Origin of the sequence: Mycobacterium sp. 852002-51613_SCH5001154 (genome assembly GCF_001667425.1) — a bacterium.
Lineage (GTDB): Bacteria > Actinomycetota > Actinomycetes > Mycobacteriales > Mycobacteriaceae > Mycobacterium.
In genome coordinates, this window is record NZ_LZII01000029.1 from 17,296 (window position 1) to 37,642 (window position 20,347).

Consider the following 20,347-nt stretch of genomic DNA (forward strand, 5'->3'; position numbering starts at 1 on the left):
AGAGGAATGGCGAGATGGCTTCCAAGACAGACTCAGCGACCAGCTCGGTGAGCACGGCCAGGAACTGGACACCGCTACCGGTGCCGTGGGCGGTCCAGTCCGTCGACCGCATTCCCAAGCAGCGCTATTACGACCCCGAGTTCTACGCGCTGGAGGCGGAGGCCTTCTGGCCGCGCGTCTGGCAGATGGCGTGCCGGCTCGAGGAGATTCCCAAGCCGGGCGACTTCGTCGAATACGAGATCCTCGATCAGTCGATCATCGTGGTGCGTGTCGACGCGGACACGGTGCAGGCTTACCACAACGCGTGCCGCCATCGCGGGGTGAAGCTGGTCGAAGGCAGCGGCTCCCGGCGGACTTTCGTTTGCCCCTTCCACGGCTGGTGCTGGGGCATCGACGGGCGCAGCACGTTCGTGTTGCGGCCCGAGGCGTTCGCCGCGGAAAACATGAATCCCCAAGATCTGCAGCTGGTTTCGGTGCGGTGTGAGACCTGGGGCGGATGCGCGTGGATCAACCTCGACGACGGGGCCCCCGCGCTGCGCGACTGCCTGGAGCCCTTCGCGTCGACCTACGACGCCTGGCAGGTGGAATCGCTGCGGGTCGAGTGGTGGCAGTCGTGCCGGTTGCCGGTGAATTGGAAGCTGGCGGCGGCGGCGTTCATGGAGGGCTACCACGTCCCCCAAACCCATCCTCAGCTGCTGCCATCCGCACAGAACGGTGACCCCGCCCAATCGGCGGTGCATCCCGTCGTCGCGAGCAGCCTGTACTTCATGCGCACCCTCGGCACCGGCATGGGCGGCATGACGCACGACAACGACATCCGAATCGCCGAGGGGCTGCAGAACATCGAGCTGCCCGCCGATCCTGCGGCGGCGATGAATGCCTGGCGCAGCGCCCTCAACGACGCCGTCGTCAGCTGGCATCGGGCCCGGGGCAGCACCATGCCCGACCTGAACGAGCTGGTCCGCCGCGGGATCACCGATGCGATCGGGTTCTGCTTCCCGCACTACTTCATCCTCCCCACCTACAGCAGCGCGTCGTCGTACCGCATCCGCCCGCTCGGCCCCGAGGACACCCTGTTCGAGATCTGGTCCCTCACCCGGTTTCCCGACGACGTTCCCGCAGGCAGGCCCCAGCCCCCGGAGCCGATGGCGCCCGACGACCCGCGCTGGCCGCCGATCCCCGCGCAAGACTTCTCCAATCTGCCGAGACAGCAGAAAGGGTTGCACTCCAAGGGCTTCGAATACATGCGGCTGTCGGACCAGATCGAGGGCCTGATCTCCAACTTCGAACGCGTCGTCGACGGCTTCCTCGCCGGGCTGCCGCACGAGGCGCTGGTCCCCGCGATCCAGAAGACCAACACCACCATCGACGTACCGGTCGCCGACCTGGCCTTGCGCGCGGAGGCACGATGACCACCCGGTGGGACCGCTCCGTGGACCTGCTCATCGCCGGCAGCGGCGGGGGCGGCATGGTCGCGGCGCTGGCGGCGCTCGACTCCGGCATCGAGCCGCTGGTGATCGAAAAGCAATCCCTGGTCGGAGGTTCCACCGGCCTTTCGGGTGGCATGGTGTGGCTGCCGAACAACCCGCTGATGCGCGCCGACGGCATCCCGGACTCGCACGAGGACGGCCTGGCATATTTCGACGACGTCGTCGGCGACATCGGTCCGGCCTCGTCACCGGCGCGCCGCGAGACGTTCCTCAGCGCGGGATACGAAATGATCAACTTCCTCACCCGCAAGGGTGTTCGGTTTGTGCGGTGCCCCGGCTGGAGCGACTATTACCCGAACCACAAGGGGGGCAACGAAGCCGGTCGCGCCATCGAGTGCGTCCCGTACGATGCCGCCGCGCTGGGCAACTGGCGTGACCGGGTCCAGCCCTCGATGGCCAAGGCTTACGGCGGGTTCGTTCTCAAGACCAACGAGCTGCGTTCGGTGCAGTACTTCAATCGGTCGCCGCGAGCCTTCGCGGTGGCGATGCGAGTGTTCGCGCGCACCAGGGCCGCCCGGCTCCGCCGTCGGGAGATCCTCACCAACGGCGCCTCGCTCATCGGTCAGATGCTCAAGGTGCTGATCGATCTGCGCGGCGAGCCGCCGATCTGGACCGGCGCGGCGATGGAGGACCTGATCGTCGAGGACGGCCGGGTCGTCGGCGCGCGCGTCTCACGTCACGGCGAGGCGCTGAACATCGAGGCGCGCAAGGGCGTCCTGTTGGCGGCGGGCGGCTTCAGCCGTAACGCGGACATGCGCCGCCGCTACAGTGGGGAGCAGCCCAACGAGGGGCTCTGGTCGATCGCGAACGCCGGCGACACCGGCGAGGTGTTGCAGACCGCGATCCGGCTGGGCGCCAAGACCGACCTGATGGACGAGGCCTGGTGGCTGCCCTCGGTTTTCATCGCCGACGGAGGTGACGCCGCGAAGGCGCTGGGCAGCGGGCGGCAGCGTCCCGGCGCCATCTACGTCGACGGAACCGGCCGGCGATTCTGCAACGAGTCCAACTCGTACGTCGAAGTCGGCAAGGCGATGTACGCGAATAAGGCGGTGCCGTGCTGGATGGTCTTCGACGAGGGTTACATCAGCCGGTACGTTTCGGGGGCCAACCCGTTCAAGAAGCGTCGCCTGCCCGAAGAACTCATCGCGCGGGGCGCGGTGATGCGGGGCGACACCGTCGGCGAGCTGGCGCGCCAGATGGGCGTACCGGCCGACGCGTTGGAGCAGACGATCAAGCGCTTCAACGGCTTTGCGGCCAAGGGCCTTGACCCGGACTTCGGGCGCGGTCAGTCGGCGTACAACGACTGTCTGGGTGATCCCGGGCATCGCCCGAACGCCGCCCTCGGCCCGCTCGAGCGGTCACCGTTCTACGCCACCAAAGTCGTTCCGGCCGACGTCGGAACGTGCGGCGGGGTGATTACGAACGAGCACGCCCAGGTGCTCGACGAGGACGACCGCGTGATCGACGGACTGTACGCGACGGGAAACATCACCGCGACTGTCATGGGCCGCAATTATCTGGGCGCGGGCGGAAGCATCGCCTACACAATGGTGTTCGGCTATGTCGCCGCCCGGCACGCCGGCGGCCGGGGTGTCGCCGGCGATCCAAGGCGCTAGGTCCCGGCATCCTTTTCGTCGCGGCCGACGAAATCGCGTGGCTTCATACCCGATTGCTTCAGCTCGGCCCGCCGCGCCTGGACGTCGGAGGCGGCGCCGACCATGTTCGTCAGGATGTGGCTGACTTGCAGGTGGACCCGCATGCCCATCAGTTCCCACGCGCGCTTCACGTTGTTCTTCACCGCCATCAGGGTGGTCAACGGGATTTGGGCGATCTTGCGCGCCATCTGCTCGACCACTTCGTCGAGGTCTTCGCGCGGCACCACCTTGTTGAGCAGGCCCCAGTCGAGGGCTTCCTGCGCGGAGAGCGTCGGAGCCAGCAGCAGCCAGTCCATGGTGCGATGCCAGTTCATCAGCAACCACGGTTCGATCATGGTGTGCCCGCCGGGCTCGCCAAGGCTTTGGGCAAGCGGCATTTGGAAATACGCGTCCTCCGACGCGACGCAGAAGTCGGTCAGCAGACCGAGATAGATTCCGCCGCCCATGCAGTAGCCGTGAATCGCGGAGATGGTCGGCTTCGGAAACTCCCACAGGTACAGCGTCGGCCACAGGAACAGGTCGGCCGTGCCCTTGTACAGATCCTCGAACGTCTCGCCGAAGTCGGGATACGGGTTTTCGTCGGGGCCCCAGCGGGCCACATGTCCGCCACAGAAACCCTTTCCGTTGGCCTTGAGGATGACGACCTTGATCTCCTTGTCGCGGTCGGCCTCATGCAGGCATTCGTCGACTTCGGTCACCAGGACCGCGTCCTTGGTGTTGGCCTTGTCGACCCGGTTCAGGATGATCCGCGCAATCGGCGGCTCGCGCTCATAGATGACCGCTTCGAGAACGCGCCGCTCCATTTGCGTGACATTACCCGGCCGGCAGCCGAAACGGCACCGCCAAACGCCATTTCGGCGTGCCGCGATTCGTGCGGAAAACTCTTGCTACTCAGCGAGCTTCGCGCCGTGCGCGCGCCAGCAGCCAAGCGTAGCCCTCGGCTTCACCGGCGGCCAACAGGTCGAGATCGGCAAACGCCGCGGGAAGCTCACCGGCGACCGCCCGAAACGGTCCCGCGGCGGCCCCCACTTCGCTCAGCACAGCGATCGCCAGCACGCCGCCGGGCGCCAGGCGTTCGACGATCGCCCGGTCGAGGCGGCGGTCCCGGAATCTATGGCACAGGATGACGTCGACGGACGGCCCGGCCGGCAGGCCGTCATCGAGGTCGGCGACGTCGAAGCGGCACCGGCCGCTCACGCCGGCGCGCTGGGCCAGCTCGCGCGCCTGGCCGACCGCCACCGGGGATACGTCCACGCCCACCACCTCAAGCCCGCGCATCGCGAGCCACACCGCGCCGGCTCCGGGTCCGCAAGCGAGATCGAGAGCCCTTCCCGCAGTAGGCACTACATCTACATGGGGTACCAAGAAGTCGGGTGGTCCCACCGCGTTCACTGACGGCGGTGTTCTCGTCGCGTACCGCTCGTCCCAGCGCTGCCGGTCCGCCTCGGCCATAGCCGCCACTCTAGAGGCACCCGCTGTTCTGGACAGCTGTCTGTAAATCTCGGCCGACGGATACCGGATCGCCCTTCGGCGGCTGACGCAAAACAACAGCGCGGGGCGCGGATCGGTCCCTGGACACGACCCGGACGGAAGTTGTTCGCGCTCTCGCCGCCTTCCTACACTGGACGGGTGTCTAAAGATGCGGCTCGCCGGTCCGATCGCCGGCCCGGCCAGACGATCCGCAAGGTCCTGGATGCCGGGCTGGACGAGCTGCGCGCGTCGTCGTACGCCAACCTGACGATGCGTTCGGTCGCGAGTCGCGCCGGAGTGTCGCCCGCCAGCGCCTACACCTACTTTCCGTCGAAAAGCGCGCTGGTCGCGGCGGTGTACCTGCGCTTTCTCCGCGAGCTGCCGCTGCATACCGATGTCAACGACACGACGAAGACGCGCGTCAGCGCGACGCTGCGCGACATGGCCGTCGTGGTCGCCGACGAGCCCGAACTGACCGCCGCGTGCGGCGCGGCCCTAATGGCCGACGATCCGGCGGTGGAGCCGATTCGGGAGCAGATCGGCCACGAGGTGGCCACCCGTATCGGCGCCGCACTGGGGCCGGGCTGGCCCCGCGCCGTGAAATCGACGCTGCAGATGACGTTCTCCGGCGCTCTGATGACCGCCCGGTTCGTCAGCTTCGACGAGATTGCGGGACAACTCGACGAGGCCGTCAACCTGATTCTGGGTGCATCCGTGGCATAAACCGCTGCGCGGCAACGATTAAGCGACCGGCGTCAAGCTCCTGGACGACTCGCCCGCCCGCAGGAAGCGGCCGAACTTCCGCTTGCCCAGCGCCGGTGCGGCCTCGCCGGCACCGAACGCGAACTGTCCCGCCACCAACACGGCGCTGACCGTGTCGTCGTTGCGGTTGACCATCCGGGTCAAGCCGCCGTAGGACTGCACCGGATGCTCGGCGTAACGATCCAGCGAACCGTCGAGCTTGTCCGGGTTGATCACGACGATGTCGGCGCGATCCCCTTCGCGCAGGGTGCCCGCGTCGATTCCGTACCAGGACCCGAGCTCGCCGGTGAGCCGGTGCACGGCACGCTCGATCGACATGAACGGGGAGCCGTGCTTATCCGCCTCGTGCACGTGCCGCAACAGCCGCAGTCCGGAGTTGTAGAAGGCCATGTTGCGCAGGTGTGCGCCGGCGTCCGAGAAACCCATCTGGACGGTTCCGCTCTGCGCCAGCTTCCTGAGCACCTGGGGACGATGATTGGAGATAGTGGTCCGCCAGCGCAGGTTTTCGCCGTGCTCCACCACCAAGTCGAGGAATGCGTCGACCGGATGCAGCCCGCCGCGGTCCAGGCCCACCTGGCCGAACGACTTGCCGATCACCGACGCGTCCGGGCAGGCGACGATCTCGGCGTCGAAGAAGTCGCGGTGCCACACCCGTGGCCCGAACCTCTTGTCGTAGTCCTCGCGGAACCAGCGGCGGTAGTCCTCGTCGCGCATGAGCTGATTGCGCTCGATCTCACCCTGCAGGTGCAGCGCCGCCGCACCGGCGCCGAACTCCTCGAAAACCACCAGCGAGATGCCGTCGGCGTAGACCTCGAACGGGACGGGCAGATGCTGCCAACGAAAGTCGCCGCCCAGGGCGTTCACCACCCGGGCAAGGGAGTCCATGAGGTGGATCACCGGCGGTATGGCCTTGATGTCGGCCGCCGAGAGCAGGCTGGTCTTCAACCGGGGCCGGCCGAATCCCAGCGACGTCGCCAGCTGTGACACCACCGATAGCGGGTTCTTGATGTCCGGCCCCGACTGCAGAATCTTGTTGCGCCGCCGCAAGATAGCGTTCAACCGGCGCAGTTCGCGGGACTTCGCGTAGGTCGACGGCAGGGTGCGCGACCGGCAGACCTCGCCGTCGAGTTTGTCGAACAGCAGTTGTTGCGACGACATCCCGACGAAGCCTTCGTCGAGCGCCTCGTTCAGCATCGACTCCATCCGCGCCAACTCGGCTGCCGATGGCCGGACGTCCCTGCGGGTTGCCCGGTCCAGGCCCATCGTCGCGGCGCGCATGTCGGAGTGGCCCATGAAGGCCGCGACGTTCGGACCCAAGTTCCGCCGCTCGAGTTCGGCGACATACTCCGCCGGATTGGTCCACGAGCGGGCCGCATCCAGGTGCTCGATGACATAGCGCCGCGGAATCGCTTCGACCCGGCCGAAGATGTCACCCGCGTCGACGTTGTCCAGATACACCGTGGACAGCGAACACGATCCCAGCATCACGGTCGTCACGCCGTGCCTCAGCGATTCGGAAAGCTCGGGCTCACAGAGTATTTCGACGTCGTAGTGAGTGTGGATGTCGATTATTCCGGGGATCACCCACTGGCCCGTCGCGTCGATTACGTCGGCGCCCGCCGTGTCGAGCGGTTCGGGCGTGATGGTGACGACCCGGCCGTCGCGCACCCCGATGTTTCTGCGCCCCGACGGCGCGCCCGTCCCGTCGAACCAACGGCCGTTGGTGATCACGGTGTCGTAGTGCAAAGGTCGGCCTTCCTGCCGCGCGGCACCCCCATGGTTCGCAATGAGCATACATAACGACGGAAGTGTCCGGTCGTGTTAACCAGCCACGATCGCCTGCTCCCAGCCGCTATGATCCGGCTGTGGGGATCACCGACTACGGGTTTGCCGCTCGATAGATGCGCAGTCACGGTTGGGCAGGGAACACGCCCGCCTCCGACGAGGAGGCGATCGAGCGCATCCTGGATGCCGCCGACAAGATCATCGACGAACGCGGGTCGGCGCTGCGGATCGCCGACGTGGCGCGGGCGCTCGGCGTCACCCGGCAGACCGTGTATCGGTACTTCCCCGGGACGCAGGCGCTGTTGGTGGCCTCGGCGATGCGATCGGCCGACGGGTTCCTGGACCGGATGGCGGCACACCTCGAGGGGGTCACCGATCCCGTCGTGGCGATGACCGAAGGAATGGCGTACGCCATCGAAGAGCTGGCCTCGGACAACCAGGTCGAATTCGTGCTCAGCCAACGCCATCGCGGCGGGCAGAAGGTCTCCATCATCTCGGACACCGCCCTGGCGTTCGGCCGGTCGATGCTGCATCGCTACGACATCGATTGGGAGCGTTACGGTTTCGACGAATCCGGCCTCGACGAATTGAACGAATTCAGCCTGCGGGTGCTGCATTCGTTCCTCGCCGACCCGGGGCGGGCGCCGCGCAGCGGTGCCGATCTGCGGCGCTATCTCACGCGTTGGCTGGGACCGGCGATCGCCTACCCGCAGCTGGTGCGCGCGATGGATGCGCTGCAAAGCCCGGAGCCGCCGCGAACACGACGCCGCCCTTTCAAGGCATCCTGACCCCGTCATCGAGCGACGTTGACGACGACCGGAAGGAGCGGGCATGACGGGTCTCGGACAGATCGCTCTGAATAGTGCGCCGGTGTTCGGTGGCGCGATGCTGGCCGTCGCGGCCGGCCAATTCCGGGGCCCGGACTATCGGGGGCTGATCGCGCAGGACATGGACTTGCTCGAGCGGCTGCCGCCGGAGGCCGCCACGCGGCGCGCCGAATTGCAGCGCACCATCGACGCCCGCATCGACGACCTGATCGAGACCGCCGACCGGGGCCGGGCCCTGCGCAAGGCGGCGTTGTCCTACCGGGGCAACTGGCGGGACGTGGTGCTCCTGGTCTGCGCGGTGCTGTTCACCATCATCTGGTGGGACGTCGACCACAGCCGGGGCAACTGGTTGCCCATGTTCGTCCTGCTGATCCTGCTGACCATCGTGACCGCCGCCTACGCGTTTCGCGGCGTGCTGCGCTCCGCCGGCTCGTTGGTGCACAGACGATCCCACGCGCCCGGGGCCGACTCGCCGCGGTAGCCCGGCCCGGGGGCCGCCGCCGCATAACGCGCGCCCTTTGTCACCCTGTGACAAAATCACGCTGTGAAGGCGCTTCGTCTCGGCAGTTTGATTTGTGCTGTGCTGGCACCCTTTTGGGGGTTCCCGGTCGCTCCCGTCGCGGCCGCCGAGCCGTGTCCCGATGTCGAGGTGGTGTTCGCCCGGGGTACCAACGAGCCGCCCGGCGTCGGCCGGATCGGGCAGAGCTTCGTCGACAGCCTGCGCCCGCGCGTCGGCGGCAGGTCCCTGGGCGTGTATCCCGTCGACTACCCGGCGACCACGGACTTCCCCAGGGCAGTGGACGGTATCAGCGACGCGGGCGCGCACGTCGAACACATGGCGGTCTCCTGCCCGCGAACGAGGATGGTGCTGGGCGGATACTCCCAGGGCGCGGCCGTGATTGGCTTCGTCACCGAAAGCGCGGTACCGGACGGGGTGCACCTGGTGCAGGCGCTGCAGCCGATGCCGGCCGAGGTCTCCAACCACGTGTCGGCGGTCGCGCTGTTCGGAAAGCCGTCGAGCCAGTTCATGAACATCATCAACGAGCCGCCCGTGACGATCGGCCCCTCGTACGCGGCCAAGACCATCGAATTATGCGTGCCCGGCGACCCGATCTGCTCGGACGCGGGAAACCCCGTCGCGCACCGGCAGTACGTCGAGGCGGGCATGGTCGACCAGGCGGCCGATTTCGCCGCCGGTCGCGTCTGAACCGGCTTTCAGCGCGGTCCGGCCCCGGCCTCGAGGACCTCGAGGGCCGCATCGATGTTGGGGATGATCGTCGGGCCGTAGCTGGTCACCAGCTGCCCGAGGGCACGAGCGATGTGCGGTCCGACGGCGCCGGCGGCGAGGACCTCTTCGGCCAGGACGATGCCGTTCACCAGGTGGGCGGCGCTCAGGCGGCCGTCGGGAGTGACTTCATAACGCCAATGGCCGATCTGCACCCGCTCCGGCTGCGACCGGAAGAAACCGCGGCGCGCCGGAGCGAAAATCACCCCCGGAACGCCCGAGAAGACTCTCAGGACCAGCCCGACTCCCCCGGGACCGGACAAGGCCGTTCCGATGGACTCGCCGACCCGCTCGTAATCGAGGCTCGTCATCAATCGCTCATGGGCAGGACGAACGACGGCGTCAGCGTCTGCGCCTCACCGCCGCGGCGGACCGCGGTACCCGCGACATAGAACTCCACGGTGTGATGCCCCCAGGCGTAGTTGGAAATGGCGAAGTGCACCCCGACGACGCCGGTTCCGCCGTCGCGCTCGGCCTCACTCTGCATGCGCGACATCGCCAGCTCGCGCGCCTGGTAGCTCCCCTGCGTCCACTGGGGCATCTCGGCGTTGCGTCCAACCTGGCCGAGCGTGCGCAGGAACCCTTGCACGGCGATGTGGAATACGCAGTTGCCCATCACGAACGCCACCGGGACAAATCCCGATCGCAGGAGGGTGGTCAGATCCTGCCCGGACAGGTGACTGGTGAACGCCTGCCCGTTGGGGCGGCGATAGGCCCCGGGCTTCTCCGTGTATCGCACCGCGGTGCCGACCGCGATGAACTCCAGATGCTCGCCCTCGCCCTGATGACGCCATTCGAGGCGGACGCCGACCACGCCGTCCGCGCCCAGCGAATCGGCCTCCGCCTGCATCCGCGACATCGCGTTCCAGCGCGCCCGGTAGGTCGCGTCGGTGAGCACGGGCAGTTCGGATTGTTGCCGGATCCCGGTGAACTGATAACCGACGTGGTAGACCGAGACACCCATCACGAGTTCGATCGGCTCGAACCCGGCCCCGTGCAGCAAGGCGAATTCGTTGATCGACAGATCGGAGGTGAACACTTTGCCTGCGTGCGACAGCCGTTCGCTGGCAACTGGGTCGAGCGGGTTCGGTTGCATTGTCAAAACACCCTCCTGCGGTTCGCAGGACAGCCTAGGCCGCCGGACCGCCTCGCACACCCGCAACGTGCGTCTTTCCGGTGCACCGGCGGCAAAATCAGGGTGCCCGGGGGCGCCGGGCCCCCCCCGCGCGGGCACCGCCGCGGCGTCGATGAGATCGATTTGCTGTTGCCCGGCGGTTCGGGGCGCTCAGTGCGCGGCTCGCGCGGCGCCGATCATCGTGTGCAGCTCCTCGACCGACCAGGGTCCGGCGTCGTGGTGGTCGCGGTAGCCCAGGACCCGCGGTGTCGGCCGGTCGAAGCTACCGACGAATCCGCCTGCCGCGACGAAGATCTGACCCGTCACGGCCCGCGCCAGGTCGCTTGCGAGATACGCGTAGAGCGGAGCCACGAAGGCGGGCGGCGCGCTGTCGAGCGAGGCCTGCATGGTCGTTTCGTCCAGCAGGCCGCGCCGGTGCAGGTCCTCGATGTGCTTCTCGTACTCGGCGCCGGTGGACAGACGTGTCCGGGCACCCGGGCACACCACGTTGGCTCGCACGCCGTGGCCCTTCAGTTCGGCGGCGATGGCCAGGGTCAGGGAGTTCACGGCGCCCTTGCCCGCGGGATAGCCGGTGCCGCCGTAGTCGCCCAGAAATGCGACCGAACTGGTATTGACGATGGCGCCGTGCCCCTGGGCGGCCATGACGCGAGCCCCCGCCCGGCACGTGTGGAACACGGTGCCGAGGTGCGCGCTGATCAGGCGGTCGAAGTCGCCCGACGAAATGTTCAGGATCGAAGAGCCGGGTGGCTCCGCGATCCCCGCGCAGTTGATTAGGGCATCAAGCCGTCCGTACCTGCGCACGCAGTCGTCGATCAGGACGCCGGCGATGCGCTCGTCGTCCGCGGGTCCGACCACCGCACCGGCGCGCCCGCCGGACGCCGTGACCGCGGCGACGGTCTCCTCGACCGGGCCCGCGTCGCGCCCGTTGACGATCACGCCGGCGCCCAGGCCGCAGAGCAGCTCGACGACGGCCCGCCCAATCCCACGGCTGCCACCGACCACCGCCACGCCGCGCCCGTCCAGCAGGCGCCCACCGACATTCATCGCCGTGACTGTCGTAATGCATTGTGCGCGAACAGCTCTCGGTCAGAGCCGAGGGTGAGTCGCGGGAGATCGGTCTCGAACATTAGGCGAACAGTACCCAGCCGGGACAGAAATGAGAACCGCGGTCGACACCTTTCGACACGCGCGGAACGTGAGCAGCGCGGGCGCCTCCGGTTGATCCTCGAAATGCCGCTCCGCTTTGCCGACGGTCGCCGGTTCGAACCGGAAAAACCTGGACGGTCCAGTTCCGCCAGCTGAAAGCGCCGGCATGGGCAAGCGCCAGGAGGTTTGCTGCAATGCGGTTGGTTTATTCGGTGGAAACGGGTGGGACATGAGCCGGGACCCGGTTGGGGTAAGCGATCGCGGGCGCACGCAATGGGGCGTATAGTCGTAAACGAAGTCCGTTCTGGATGTGTCGCCGTTTAGCTCAAAGCGGCCAGTCAGCCGTATGGCTACTGAGCTCGACATGGCTCCGGCGACAAACACCTGAGTCATCTCCCGTCGGTAACCCCGCGCGTTCGATAAGTGACCAGTCCTGCGGATACAGGTGCGGTGAGGCGACGTGCGCATAGCTGCCAGCCTCGCGGCACACGACTCAGAGGAGTGAGTCAGTAATGCAGAAATGTTTGTGCACCAAAGCTTTCAGGATCAGCCGCGCCGAGAATGGGCGCGTGCGCCTATGACCAGTGTGATCGCCCCCGCCCGACCTGCTTCCGCCCCTTCGGCCCCGAGCCGTGACAGAAAAGCCGACGATTCGTACGACGACGTGGTCGAAATGTTCGTGCTGCTGCGCCAGATGCCGGCTGAGTCGCACGACTACCGTCGCCAGCGCGAACGGATCGTGACCCGCTGTTTGCCCCTGGCCGACCATGTGGCCAGCCACTTCGCGCGCCGCGGCGAGGGTCTCGATGACCTCATCCAGGTGGCACGACTGGGGCTGATGAACGCCATAAACAGGTTTGATCCCGATAAAGGGCCCAGCTTCATCGGCTTCGCGGTTCCGACCATGATGGGCGAGGTTCGCCGTTACTTCCGCGACTACAGCTGGGGCATGCGGGTACCGCGGAGACTGCGGGAATTGCACGTGCAGATCAGCAGGACGACCGGCGATCTGGCCCAGAAGCTGGGGCGCGCGCCCACCGCGGGCGAGCTGTCGCAAGCGCTGGAAGTCTCCCGCGAGGAAATAGTGGAATGCCTGGTGGCGGGCGACGCCTACCGCCTGGATTCCCTGGACGCGCCGGTGGGCACCGATAGCTCGGGCACGCCGCGACTGGTCGCGGACGCGGTCGGCGGCATCGACCCGCAGATCGAACACATCACCAACCGGGAAGCGCTGCGCGTCCTGGTGTCCGCACTCCCCGAGCGTGAACGCGAGGTCTTGCGCATGCGATTCTTCGAATCGATGACGCAGAGCCAGATCGCCGAGTGCATCGGGGTCTCGCAGATGCAGGTGTCCCGCATTCTGGCCAGCACCCTGCGCGGCCTACGCGACCAACTGGATTAGCCCCTTCATCTCTCCCAGGGCCTTCGGTGCCACGGTGGCGCCGCGCCGCAATGTACTGTGCGATTCGGGAACGAACTCGACGGTGGCGCCGGAGGCAGCCTGGAAGGGAGCTCGAGCTATGAGGACTTCACGGACGGTGGCCGCGGGCGTCGCGGTGGCGACGGCGCTTGCGGTGGCGGTAGCGGGGTGCGGCAAGAATCCGACGTCGTCAACGCCGTCGAAGTCGGGGTCGTCCAGCTCGGCCACCAGTGCGCACAGCTCGGCACCGACGTCGTCGGCCGCCGCTCAGCCGAGCGAGTACACCGGACTGTTGATCCAGGCGAGCGACATCAACGCGCCGATACCGTTCACCGCCACCCCACCGACCTCCAACCCGAATGGCCAGCCGGGCGTCGCGACGACGTTCAAGGACGAGGACGGCAGCCACGTCATCAAGGACACCATCCAGGTGTTCGCGGACCCCGGCGCCGCCACCGACGCGTTGAACACGGCCAAGGGCGCTCAGGGTGACGTGATCAAGACCCCGACGACGCAAGCTGCCAACGTCGGAACCGGCGGAACAACGTTGTTGGGCAATAATCCGGACAAGAGCAAGGGCGTGACGATTCTGCTGTTCACCGAGGGCAGAGCCTTCGTCACGCTGCAGTTCGACGGCCCGCCCGACACCCTGGCCCCCGCGGATTTCGTCAACGACGTGGGCCAGAAACAAGATGCGGCCATCAAGAAGGGGCTCGGCGGCTGAGCGGGAACTGACCGCCCACCACAAAGGAGCCCGATGACCATCATCAACGGCATGCCAGCCCATGCCCTGCTGCTGCACTTCGTGGTCGTGCTGGTACCGCTGACCGCCCTGCTCGAGATCGTTTGCGTGATTTGGCCGACGGCGCGGCGGGGCCCACTGTTGTGGCTCGCGGTGATATCGGCTGCCGCCACCATGGTGTTGACGCCGATCACGGTAAACGCCGGGGAATGGCTTTACGACCTGAGGGCTAAACCCACCGCCATCCTGCAGAAGCACGCCGCGCTGGGCGCGACGATGACCTACTTCTCCGCCGCACTGCTCGCGGCCGCGCTGGTGCTGGTGGCGATGCGGCTGATCGAACGCCGCTCAGACAAGCGCCGCGTGGTCGTGCGCGCGACCATCGCGATACTGGTGCTCGCCGTCGCCATCGCATCGACGGTCCAGATCTACCGCGTGGGTGATGCTGGGGCCCAATCGGTTTGGGGTGGCGAAATCACCCGGCTGGAACAATCCCACCACCCTGGTTAACGGTCGTCACGTCGCCTATGCAATGGGCGTAAGCAGAAACAGGCGGAACTGGCGCCCGCCCGCGCGATCTTGGGCGAGTTGATAGTTCGGCCAGTGCGCCAGCACCTCGGACCACGCCTTTTCGCGCTCCTCGCCGGTGAGCAACCGCACCGTCGCGACGAAGCGCTGTCCGCGCCTGCGAACGGTAACTCGCTGCGTGGCTTTCAGATTCGCCGACCACGACGGGTGGCGGTCCCGGCCCCAGTTGGAACCGACCAGCAACAACCCATTCTCGACGGGCACGTACTGCACCGTCGCCGTGCGGGCGAGGCCCGTTTTGCGACCCGACGTCGTGATCCGCACGTTCGGCAGGCCGGCGAGGTCCAGCACGCCGAGCCGCCCACCGGTCGCGAACCGCAACAGCGCCTCAACAGCTTCCGCGACCGGCCGGCCATTGAGGACGAACCGGCGGTAGGCCACCGGATTGCCGGCCAACCGCTGGAGCGGATTCATACGGTGACTGTATTCCCGTGCGGGCCGGCTTGGGCGTCGCAACGATGAAATCGCCTTGACGGGGCGGGATTCCAATGCCGACGCGCAGCACACCGCCGCGGCCGCCACGCCGTTAAATAAACTGCTTGATTTAATCGGGCACGCGGTGTTCACTGAGGCGATGACCGCCGAGCGGATCGCCCGTTCCGACAGGTCGACAGGCACCCGGGAGGCGATCCTGTCGGCCGCGGAAGTGCTGTTCGCCGAACGTGGCATGTACGCCGTATCGAACCGGCAGATCAGCGAGGCGGCCGGGCAGGGCAACAACGCCGCGGCGTGCTACCACTTCGGGACGAGGACCGACCTGCTCCGAGCGATCGAGAGCAAGCATCGGGAGCCGATCGAGGAATTGCGGGCGCAGATGCTGACCGCCATCGACGATTCGACCGACCTGCGCGACTGGGTGGGCGCGTTGGTGCGGCCCCTCACCGATCACCTGCACGCGCTCGGGGTGCCCAGCTGGTACGCGCGCTTCGCTGCCCAAGCGATGGCCGACCCCACCTACCGCCACGTCGTCACCAAAGACGCGCTCACGTCACCACTGCTGGTGCAGACCATCGACGGCATCAACCACTGCCTCCCCGACCTGCCCAAGCGGGTGCGTTCGGAACGCATGGTCATGGTGCGCAACCTGCTCATGCATACCTGCGCCGAGCACGAAGGCGCCCTGGCCGAACACGGGCCACGTTCGCGTTCGGCCTGGCCGGTCGCCGGCGAAGGCCTGATCGACGCCATCGTCGGCCTGTGGCGCGCACCGGTCCACGTGGGCGCGGCAGCCGGCTAGTCGACCGAAAACCAAACCAGGCCAGCAAGGAGAACGATGACCGACGTCTCGACCGCCACGGATATTCCGGAGTTCCCGATGTCGCGCGCGCCGGGTTGCCCGTTCGCCCCGCCGCCAAAGGTGTTGGAGCTCAACACCGACAAGCAGCTGAGCCGGGTGCGGATCTGGGACGACAGCACACCGTGGTTGATCCACGGCTATGAGGCGATCCGGGCGTTGTTCACCGATTCACGCGCCAGCGTCGACGACCGACTGCCCGGCTATCCGCATTGGAATGCGGGCATGCTCGCGACGGTGCACAAGCGTCCGCGATCGGTTTTCACCTCCGACGCCGAAGAACACACCCGATTCCGCCGGATGCTGTCAAAACCCTTCACGTTCAAGCGGGTTGAGGCGCTGCGGCCCGCGGTGCAGCAGATCACCGACGATCACATCGACGCATTGCTGGCCGGCCCCAAGCCGGGCGACATCGTCAGCACCTTGGCGCTGCCCGTCCCGTCGCTGGTCATCAGCCAATTGCTGGGCGTGCCATACGAGGACGCCGACTTCTTCCAGGCCCAGGCCCAGCGGGGCATGGGCCGCTACGCCACCGAGGAGGACACGGCGCAGGGCGCCGCGTCGTTGGCGAAGTACCTGGCGAACTTGGTGCGGGCCAAAATGCAAGACCCGTCGGAGGATTTGGTGTCCGACCTGGCCGAGCGGGTCAACGCCGAAGAGCTCAGCGTGCGCGAGGCCGCGCAGTTGGCCACCGGCGTGCTCATCGCCGGCCACGAGACCACCGCCAACATGATCAGTCTGAGCATCGCGGCACTGCTCGACCACCCCGACCAGCTGGCGCTGATGCGCGATACCGACGACCCGAAGGTGATCGCCGTCGCGGTCGAGGAATTGATGCGCTACCTCAGCATCATTCAGACCGGGCAGCGCCGCATCGCCGTCGAGGACATCGAGGTGGGCGGCGAGACGATCCGGGCCGGCGAGGGCATCATCCTCGACGTGGCGCCGGCGAACTGGGATGCCCGGCAATTCCCCGACCCGGACCGGCTCGACCTGCGCCGGGAGGACGGCGCGCACGTCGGGTTCGGCTACGGCCGGCACCAGTGCGTCGGGCAGCAGCTGGCCCGGATGGAACTGCAGATCGTCTTGCCCACCTTGCTACGCCGCGTCCCGACACTGCGGCTCGCGGGGCCCGTGGAAGAGCTGCCGTTCAAACACGACGCGCTGGCCTATGGCCTCTACGAGCTGCCAGTGACATGGTGAGTGGACGATGATGTCATCGCAAACTCGCGCCCTGTACCCGGAGGGCGTGATCGGCGCGCCCAAGCACCGGCGGGGTCACGCCGCCGGCGTCAGCACGGGCCTGCCCCCCGGTACTGAGGTGTTTTCCGCCGACAACCACATTTCGGTGGCCGACGACATCTTCTACGACCACTTCCCCGACGACCTGAAGGATTACGCGCCGCGAATCTGGTACGAGGACGGCGCCTACCTGCTCGGCCGGCCGGGGCAGTCGATGGTGGTCGGCGATTTCAGCGCGGTGCTGATGCAGTACGACGACCTGGCCGGGGCGGTCAGCAGCAACATCGACGCCCGCGTGCGCGAGCTCGCCGAGGACGGCGTCGATAAAGAACTGGTGTTTCCCAACGCGGTGTTGGCACTGTTCCACTATCCCGACAAGGACCTTCGGGAGCGCATCTTCCGCATCTACAACGAACACATCGCCGCCTTCCAGGAGCGCTCCGATGGCCACTGCTACGGTGTCGGTCTGATCAACTGGTGGGATCCGCGCGGAGCCCGGCGCACGCTGAACGAGCTGAAATCGCTGGGGCTCAAGACGTTTCTGATGCCGATAAGCCCCGGCATCGACGACAACGGCCACGCCATCGACTTCTCCGGTGCCGCGATGAGTGCGGTGTGGGACGAAATCGAGGACGCCGGGCTGCCGGTAGCCCACCACATCGGCGAGAGCCAGCCGAAGGTTCCGAGCGAGGTCAACAGCGTCGCGGTGGCCATGATGGTCAACATCGACTCGTTCCGGGAGATGTTCTCCAAGTACGTCTTCGGCGGCATCCTCGACCGCCATCCGCGGCTGCGGGTCGGCTGGTTCGAGGGCGGTATCGCCTGGGTCCCACCGGCTTTGCAGGACGCCGAGCACGTGCTGGCCTCGTACCGGCACATGCTCGCACACCAACCCGAACACGACGTCCGTTACTACTGGGACACCCACATGTGCGCCTCGTTCATGGTGGACGGCCTTGGGCTCGCCCAGATCGACGAGATCGGCATCGACAAGGTGATGTGGTCGTCCGACTACCCGCACAACGAAAGCACTTACGGATATTCGGAGCGGTCCCTGGCCGCGGTGGTCGATGCCGTCGGTCCCGAGGACGCCGTCCGCGTCGTCAGCGGAAACATCAGAAGCTTCCTGGGTATCTGAGATGGCTTCTTCCACAGCACGTGGCTCTGTGATCGACATACCCGATGAACCGGATCGGGCGCGCATGCGCGCGGAGACCGGGGCGCGCCTGCGGTCCGCGATGGCCGACCACGGCGTCGACGCGCTGATCCTGCTGATGAACGGCTACGTCGGGTACGCGACGGGGGCCAGCTGGCCCCTGGTGGACGCGGGCCTCTCGCACGTGGAGCGCCCGGTCGCGGTCGTGCTCGCCGACGACGAACACCCGCACCTGTTCATGCCGTTCCGCGGCGGTGCGTCCGCGCGGCCACCGGTGCCTGACGACCACCTGCACGGCCCGGTCTACCTCGAATTCGACCATGGGGTAGAGCAATTCGCGCGCGAGCTAGCGGGACTGATCCCGCCGGGTGCGAACATCGCCGTCGACGAATTGACCGGGGCGATGCGCAGGGCCGGCCCCAAGCTGTTCCCCGCGGGCGCGCCGACGGATGCGGCGATCGTGGTTGGTGCCGCGCAGTTGGTGAAGACGCGGGATGAGCTGTCCTGCCTTCGCCGGGCGGCCCGCATCACCGAGGAAGCGATCGTGGACGTGCAGGGGGCCCTGGCGCCGGGAGTGCGGCAGATCGATCTCTCGGCCACGCTGGTGCGTCGCGCCTTCGAGCTGGGCGCCACCACCAACATGCTGGAGGCCATCTGGCAGGTCATGCCCAGTTCGCGCGAAGCCGGAGTCTGGACGACCCATGGCGATCTTGCGTTGCCGCTGTTGCCCACCGATCGTGAACTCGCCGCCGGTGATGTGCTCTGGACCGATATCAGCATGACCTACCTCGGATACTGCTCCGATTTCGGCCGGACCTGGGTTGTCGGCGAACAGCCCACGCCGCGGCAGCAGGATCAGTTCCGGCAATGGCGTGCCATCCTGGATGCGGTGCTCGCCGTGACCAAAGCCGGTGTCACTTCCGGCGATCTGGCGCGGGCGGCGATCGCCGCCAACGGTGGCCGCAAACCGTGGTTGCCGCATTTCTATCTAGGCCACGGCATCGGCACCTACCCCGCCGAAGCGCCCATGATCGGAACGGATCTCGGCGAAGAATTCGACGACAACTTCGTCTTCTCACCCGGGATGGTTCTGGTTCTGGAACCCGTGGTGTGGGAAGACGGGACAGGCGGCTACCGCAGTGAGGAGATCGTGGTGATCACCGAAGACGGCTACCTGCCGATCACCGACTACCCCTATGCCCCTTATGGCGACTGAGGTTTTGCCCGACCCCCGCGCATTGCGGACGGGTCGTCGGGAACGGGCGCTGGCGCAAATGGACGCACAAGGGCTCGACATCCTGGTGCTCGGGCGGCAGGCCAACATTCGTTACGTCACCGGCGCACCGCAGCTCTGGATAGCCGGGACGCGGCCGTTCGGTCCCATGTGTGTCGTAGTGCGCGCCTCCGGGGACATCTACCTCAATAGCACCGATGACGAGGGGGTTCCGGAGGAGATCGGGCACGATCACCTCTACGGGCTGGCCTGGAACCCGATGACGCTCATCGACGTGCTGAAGAAGATCGACGGGGCCGATAGGGCCCGGCGGGTCGGAACCGATGCGATCACACCCACTTTCGCCGCGCTGCTGCCCGAGGCGTTCCCCAATGCCGAGCTCGTCGACGCGGAGGTGGCGATGCGCGCGGCGCGGCGCGTCAAGACTCCCGATGAAATCGCGGCGATGGGCCCCGCACTTCGGGTCGCCGAACGCGGACTTGCCGCCGCCCTGGCCGAATTCGCGCCGGGAGTGTCGGAGCGGACGCTGGCCGGGGCGATGATGCAGGCCATGGCCGCGGGCGGGGTGAGCACGCCGGCCACGCAGGACGCCGCCTGGGTGACGTCGAAGGAATACCCCTGGCGCCGTGCCGATTCGGGCGAGGTACGCCCGGGTGATCTGGTCGCGTTCGCCGCGGGGGCCCTGGCGAACGGATACGTCGCGGAGGTGGGTCGGACCTGGCCGGCCGGTGATTCTCCCCATACGCTATTCGGCCGCTCGGATGTGTTGTACGACAACATGCTTGCGGCCTGTCGGCCCGGCGCTCCCACCTCCGACTTGGTGGCCGCCTATCAGGCGGCCGGAGAACCGATTCCGCCGATGCCGATCGCACACGGCTTGGGGCTGGGCTTCGATCCCCCGGTGGTGTCCGAAACACTGTTGGCCGCAGGCGAACGCGACGAGCTGGAGCCGGGCATGGTGTTGGCGATCACCGGGTATGTCTGGGAAGAGGGTGTCGGAGCGGTGTTCCGGCGCGACACCGTCCACATCACCGAAGGCGGCGTCGACGTGATGACCACCAGCCCGGCGTGGGCTTGCTGAATTCACTTGCGTCACTTCAGTTTCAGCGGTCCCAA

General features: G+C 67.1%; 21 protein-coding genes. 14 read left to right on the plus strand and 7 right to left on the minus strand.

What is annotated here, in order from left to right; translation table 11 throughout:
* Positions 1-14: 14 nt before the first annotated feature.
* The gene (locus tag A5750_RS07220; RefSeq protein WP_067261813.1) at positions 15-1,412 is read left to right on the plus strand and encodes an SRPBCC family protein; all 1,398 of its coding nucleotides are present in this window, start codon (positions 15-17) and stop codon (positions 1,410-1,412) included.
* Complete coding sequence (locus A5750_RS07225; RefSeq protein WP_067261815.1) at positions 1,409-3,106, plus strand: FAD-binding protein; 1,698 nt, start codon at positions 1,409-1,411, stop codon at positions 3,104-3,106. Before A5750_RS07220 ends, A5750_RS07225 begins: the two co-directional genes overlap by 4 nt.
* Here the strand turns inward: A5750_RS07225 and A5750_RS07230 are convergent.
* Both A5750_RS07230 and A5750_RS07235 read right to left on the minus strand, forming a co-directional pair.
* Complete coding sequence (locus A5750_RS07230; RefSeq protein ID WP_066953848.1) at positions 3,103-3,948, minus strand: enoyl-CoA hydratase/isomerase family protein; 846 nt, start codon at positions 3,946-3,948, stop codon at positions 3,103-3,105. The genes A5750_RS07225 and A5750_RS07230 overlap by 4 nt on opposite strands.
* A gap of 88 nt (positions 3,949-4,036) precedes the next feature.
* On the minus strand, positions 4,037-4,597 hold the full coding sequence (locus A5750_RS07235) for a bifunctional 2-polyprenyl-6-hydroxyphenol methylase/3-demethylubiquinol 3-O-methyltransferase UbiG (RefSeq protein ID WP_066953845.1): 561 nt from the start codon (positions 4,595-4,597) through the stop codon (positions 4,037-4,039).
* 177 nt (positions 4,598-4,774) lie between these two features.
* On the opposite strand from A5750_RS07235, the gene A5750_RS07240 reads away from it, so the two are divergent.
* Positions 4,775-5,338: a TetR/AcrR family transcriptional regulator gene (locus A5750_RS07240; RefSeq protein ID WP_197505377.1), complete on the plus strand. Its 564-nt coding sequence runs from the start codon at positions 4,775-4,777 to the stop codon at positions 5,336-5,338.
* 18 nt (positions 5,339-5,356) lie between these two features.
* Here the strand turns inward: A5750_RS07240 and A5750_RS07245 are convergent, their stop codons facing one another.
* Positions 5,357-7,123 (minus strand): amidohydrolase family protein, encoded by a 1,767-nt coding sequence (locus A5750_RS07245; protein ID WP_066953840.1) that lies wholly within the window; start codon positions 7,121-7,123, stop codon positions 5,357-5,359.
* Positions 7,124-7,278: 155 nt separating this feature from the next.
* Here A5750_RS07245 and A5750_RS07250 point away from each other — a divergent pair, with 155 nt between their 5' ends.
* From A5750_RS07250 to A5750_RS07260, 3 genes are all read left to right on the plus strand, one after another.
* On the plus strand, positions 7,279-7,950 hold the full coding sequence (locus A5750_RS07250; protein ID WP_066953837.1) for a TetR/AcrR family transcriptional regulator: 672 nt from the start codon (positions 7,279-7,281) through the stop codon (positions 7,948-7,950).
* Between the two features lie 43 nt (positions 7,951-7,993).
* The gene (locus A5750_RS07255) at positions 7,994-8,470 is read left to right on the plus strand and encodes a hypothetical protein (protein ID WP_066953834.1); all 477 of its coding nucleotides are present in this window, start codon (positions 7,994-7,996) and stop codon (positions 8,468-8,470) included.
* Positions 8,471-8,560: 90 nt separating this feature from the next.
* A complete protein-coding gene (locus tag A5750_RS07260; protein WP_369817356.1) occupies positions 8,561-9,196 on the plus strand; it encodes a cutinase family protein in 636 nt (211 codons plus the stop codon).
* 8 nt (positions 9,197-9,204) lie between these two features.
* On the opposite strand, the gene A5750_RS07265 is transcribed toward A5750_RS07260, so the two are convergent.
* The 3 genes from A5750_RS07265 to A5750_RS07275 all read right to left on the minus strand — a co-directional run bounded on the left by A5750_RS07265 (position 9,205) and on the right by A5750_RS07275 (position 11,453).
* A complete protein-coding gene (locus A5750_RS07265; RefSeq protein WP_066953831.1) occupies positions 9,205-9,585 on the minus strand; it encodes a DUF5073 family protein in 381 nt (126 codons plus the stop codon).
* Complete coding sequence (locus tag A5750_RS07270) at positions 9,585-10,370, minus strand: heavy metal-binding domain-containing protein (RefSeq protein WP_067261819.1); 786 nt, start codon at positions 10,368-10,370, stop codon at positions 9,585-9,587. Before A5750_RS07270 ends, A5750_RS07265 begins: the two co-directional genes overlap by 1 nt.
* Positions 10,371-10,559: 189 nt before the next feature.
* On the minus strand, positions 10,560-11,453 hold the full coding sequence (locus A5750_RS07275) for an SDR family NAD(P)-dependent oxidoreductase (protein ID WP_066953828.1): 894 nt from the start codon (positions 11,451-11,453) through the stop codon (positions 10,560-10,562).
* Between the two features lie 679 nt (positions 11,454-12,132).
* Between A5750_RS07275 and A5750_RS07280 the strand changes: the two genes are divergently transcribed.
* The 3 genes from A5750_RS07280 to A5750_RS07290 all read left to right on the plus strand — a co-directional run bounded on the left by A5750_RS07280 (position 12,133) and on the right by A5750_RS07290 (position 14,227).
* Positions 12,133-12,957, plus strand: coding sequence for a SigB/SigF/SigG family RNA polymerase sigma factor (locus tag A5750_RS07280; RefSeq protein WP_082948205.1), 825 nt, complete (start codon positions 12,133-12,135; stop codon positions 12,955-12,957).
* A gap of 118 nt (positions 12,958-13,075) precedes the next feature.
* Complete coding sequence (locus A5750_RS07285; protein ID WP_066953826.1) at positions 13,076-13,699, plus strand: hypothetical protein; 624 nt, start codon at positions 13,076-13,078, stop codon at positions 13,697-13,699.
* A gap of 33 nt (positions 13,700-13,732) precedes the next feature.
* Complete coding sequence (locus A5750_RS07290) at positions 13,733-14,227, plus strand: DUF2231 domain-containing protein (protein WP_066953823.1); 495 nt, start codon at positions 13,733-13,735, stop codon at positions 14,225-14,227.
* Positions 14,228-14,242: 15 nt separating this feature from the next.
* Here A5750_RS07290 and A5750_RS07295 read toward each other — a convergent pair whose 3' ends face one another.
* Positions 14,243-14,719: a nitroreductase family deazaflavin-dependent oxidoreductase gene (locus A5750_RS07295; RefSeq protein WP_067261821.1), complete on the minus strand. Its 477-nt coding sequence runs from the start codon at positions 14,717-14,719 to the stop codon at positions 14,243-14,245.
* Between the two features lie 145 nt (positions 14,720-14,864).
* Between A5750_RS07295 and A5750_RS07300 the strand changes: the two genes are divergently transcribed.
* Genes A5750_RS07300 through A5750_RS07320 form a run of 5 tightly spaced genes read left to right on the plus strand, consistent with a single transcriptional unit; the run spans position 14,865 to position 20,312 of the window.
* Complete coding sequence (locus A5750_RS07300) at positions 14,865-15,542, plus strand: TetR family transcriptional regulator (protein WP_066953818.1); 678 nt, start codon at positions 14,865-14,867, stop codon at positions 15,540-15,542.
* A gap of 36 nt (positions 15,543-15,578) precedes the next feature.
* On the plus strand, positions 15,579-16,802 hold the full coding sequence (locus tag A5750_RS07305; protein ID WP_067261824.1) for a cytochrome P450: 1,224 nt from the start codon (positions 15,579-15,581) through the stop codon (positions 16,800-16,802).
* 10 nt (positions 16,803-16,812) lie between these two features.
* Positions 16,813-17,979: an amidohydrolase family protein gene (locus tag A5750_RS07310; protein WP_067261867.1), complete on the plus strand. Its 1,167-nt coding sequence runs from the start codon at positions 16,813-16,815 to the stop codon at positions 17,977-17,979.
* 1 nt (position 17,980) lies between these two features.
* Positions 17,981-19,213 (plus strand): Xaa-Pro peptidase family protein, encoded by a 1,233-nt coding sequence (locus A5750_RS07315; RefSeq protein ID WP_067261827.1) that lies wholly within the window; start codon positions 17,981-17,983, stop codon positions 19,211-19,213.
* Complete coding sequence (locus tag A5750_RS07320) at positions 19,203-20,312, plus strand: Xaa-Pro peptidase family protein (protein WP_067261829.1); 1,110 nt, start codon at positions 19,203-19,205, stop codon at positions 20,310-20,312. The genes A5750_RS07315 and A5750_RS07320 overlap by 11 nt, the downstream gene beginning before the upstream one ends.
* Positions 20,313-20,347 lie beyond the last annotated feature (35 nt).

Excerpts from the sequence above, each read along its gene's own strand:
- A5750_RS07220 (WP_067261813.1), top strand. The coding sequence starts at position 15 with ATGGCTTCCAAGACAGACTCAGCGACCAGCTCGGTGAGCACGGCCAGG.
- A5750_RS07225 (WP_067261815.1), top strand. The coding sequence starts at position 1,409 with ATGACCACCCGGTGGGACCGCTCCGTGGACCTGCTCATCGCCGGCAGC.
- A5750_RS07230 (WP_066953848.1), bottom strand. The coding sequence starts at position 3,948 with ATGGAGCGGCGCGTTCTCGAAGCGGTCATCTATGAGCGCGAGCCGCCG.
- A5750_RS07235 (WP_066953845.1), bottom strand. The coding sequence starts at position 4,597 with ATGGCCGAGGCGGACCGGCAGCGCTGGGACGAGCGGTACGCGACGAGA.
- A5750_RS07250 (WP_066953837.1), top strand. The coding sequence starts at position 7,279 with ATGCGCAGTCACGGTTGGGCAGGGAACACGCCCGCCTCCGACGAGGAG.
- A5750_RS07255 (WP_066953834.1), top strand. The coding sequence starts at position 7,994 with ATGACGGGTCTCGGACAGATCGCTCTGAATAGTGCGCCGGTGTTCGGT.
- A5750_RS07265 (WP_066953831.1), bottom strand. The coding sequence starts at position 9,585 with ATGACGAGCCTCGATTACGAGCGGGTCGGCGAGTCCATCGGAACGGCC.
- A5750_RS07270 (WP_067261819.1), bottom strand. The coding sequence starts at position 10,370 with ATGCAACCGAACCCGCTCGACCCAGTTGCCAGCGAACGGCTGTCGCAC.
- A5750_RS07275 (WP_066953828.1), bottom strand. The coding sequence starts at position 11,453 with ATGAATGTCGGTGGGCGCCTGCTGGACGGGCGCGGCGTGGCGGTGGTC.
- A5750_RS07280 (WP_082948205.1), top strand. The coding sequence starts at position 12,133 with ATGACCAGTGTGATCGCCCCCGCCCGACCTGCTTCCGCCCCTTCGGCC.
- A5750_RS07285 (WP_066953826.1), top strand. The coding sequence starts at position 13,076 with ATGAGGACTTCACGGACGGTGGCCGCGGGCGTCGCGGTGGCGACGGCG.
- A5750_RS07290 (WP_066953823.1), top strand. The coding sequence starts at position 13,733 with ATGACCATCATCAACGGCATGCCAGCCCATGCCCTGCTGCTGCACTTC.
- A5750_RS07295 (WP_067261821.1), bottom strand. The coding sequence starts at position 14,719 with ATGAATCCGCTCCAGCGGTTGGCCGGCAATCCGGTGGCCTACCGCCGG.
- A5750_RS07305 (WP_067261824.1), top strand. The coding sequence starts at position 15,579 with ATGACCGACGTCTCGACCGCCACGGATATTCCGGAGTTCCCGATGTCG.
- A5750_RS07310 (WP_067261867.1), top strand. The coding sequence starts at position 16,813 with ATGTCATCGCAAACTCGCGCCCTGTACCCGGAGGGCGTGATCGGCGCG.
- A5750_RS07315 (WP_067261827.1), top strand. The coding sequence starts at position 17,981 with ATGGCTTCTTCCACAGCACGTGGCTCTGTGATCGACATACCCGATGAA.
- A5750_RS07320 (WP_067261829.1), top strand. The coding sequence starts at position 19,203 with ATGGCGACTGAGGTTTTGCCCGACCCCCGCGCATTGCGGACGGGTCGT.